This window comes from Photorhabdus akhurstii (genome assembly GCF_018448925.1).
GTDB lineage: Bacteria > Pseudomonadota > Gammaproteobacteria > Enterobacterales > Enterobacteriaceae > Photorhabdus > Photorhabdus akhurstii.
Genome location: NZ_RCWE01000078.1, coordinates 1 through 1552 on the forward strand (window position 1 = coordinate 1; position 1552 = coordinate 1552).

1 protein-coding gene and 1 pseudogene are annotated in these 1552 nt (G+C 51.1%); both read right to left on the bottom strand.

What is annotated here, in order from left to right:
* Positions 1-1288: VRR-NUC domain-containing protein (locus tag EAE93_RS23785; RefSeq protein ID WP_214040716.1), on the bottom strand; the 1288-nt coding region annotated here is incomplete at its 3' end.
* 2 nt (positions 1289-1290) lie between these two features.
* Positions 1291-1552, bottom strand: a pseudogene (locus EAE93_RS23790) (type VI secretion system tip protein VgrG); the annotation flags it as partial.

The following is a 1552-nucleotide window of genomic DNA, read 5'->3' on the forward strand; positions in this document are numbered from 1 at the left end:
CGGCAGCGGCAGCTAAAATTTCCACCAGTGCAATCAATGCGGCAGCGACGGCAAGGGTGACAAGGATAACAACGGCAACACCGGCAATAATCACCACCATTTCCAGCATGCCTTCCCCCACCTCTTTCAGTATCTGCATCCAGCTAATGTTTTTAAGCTCTTCCAGGGTGATATCTGAGCCTTCTTGCACAATCTGCCACCGGGCTTTTATCTCACTCTCCGTCCAGGTCATGATTTTTCCCGTTTGTTCATTAACCCAGGAAAAAGCGTAGCTGGCCTGATGGCTTATCGGGTCAATAATTTCTTCACACACCCACTTGCCGGTTTGATTTAACCAGGTACCAAACTGGGCAAGAAGCTCCCGGGTACTGTCGCGGATATAATTCAACCCATTTTCGGCCAGACCCGCCACCTCCTGCCCGAGGACAACCCAGTCTTCATAGCTGGGTAAAAACGACCAGCGGGAAGTACTAAGAAGCGGTGGATTTTTTGTCAGGGGTTGCGGAATGGTCCCCGGCACGCCCTCTGCGGGAGGGGTGGGTAAAGCTTCCCCATCAGGCGGCGAACCGGGCGGCAGCGGGGCTAACGGTATCGGGTTTTTATAGTGTTGGGAATCGGGCTGATAAAGTTTTCGCCACGCTTCGTCATACTGTTTTTGTTCCTCTGTACGGTTATCGTCAACACGCATTACACCAAAGCGGTCACGGGTAGCAATCCGGATATAATCTTTTTCCTGTCCTTTACTGAGGGAATCTCCCGGAAATTTCACTTCAATCAACATCTTTAGATTATCGGGGTGTACGGAGCCATCGAAGTAGGTGGCATTTCTGCCCGGCCAGCGGAGAGCTTCCTCTTTAACCAGAATAATATCGGGATGGCGAATACGCTTAACACCAAATTTCTCTACATCGTCGGCAGAAGGCCGGGCAAACGGATTACTGGATTGCGGTAAGTTATTACCATAACGCTGTTTAGAGACTTGACTGGTCGCCAGCATGGGCAGAGGAACGTCTTTAGCCGCTCTGATAGCAAACACCACTTCCGCTTTATAGGGCCACAGGAAGTCATGCTTAAGCTCCTCAACCTTAATCAATCCACTCATAATGACCTGATTAAGAAAGCGAATAGCCCCCAGCCTGGTGACAATCATTGCCGGCAGACGCAGGGCGTATTCGGCTTTTTCCGCCAGATAACAGGGATCTTCATCGGCGGGAAAGACGCCTATTTCCATCGTACAGGTGATTGATGTGACAGCCGGGCACATCTTGCCGTTGTTGGATATTGCCATACTTATTTCTCCATAAACTCCATAACATACTCTACCGGCGTGTTACCGCTGGCCCGGTATAAGGTTTGCTTCGGTTTCGGTGGGGTTTCCGGTGAACGCAGTTGCAGATTGTCTTCTGCCGCACTCTGCACCGTTATCGTTCTGCCCAGCCCATCAGTTTTACCCGGGATGACCTGACCATCGCCGGTGGTGATGGTGTAGGGGACATTCACCAGCGGCTTATCGCTTTGCTCACTCAGCAGGGTATAGCGGGCTGAATAATCA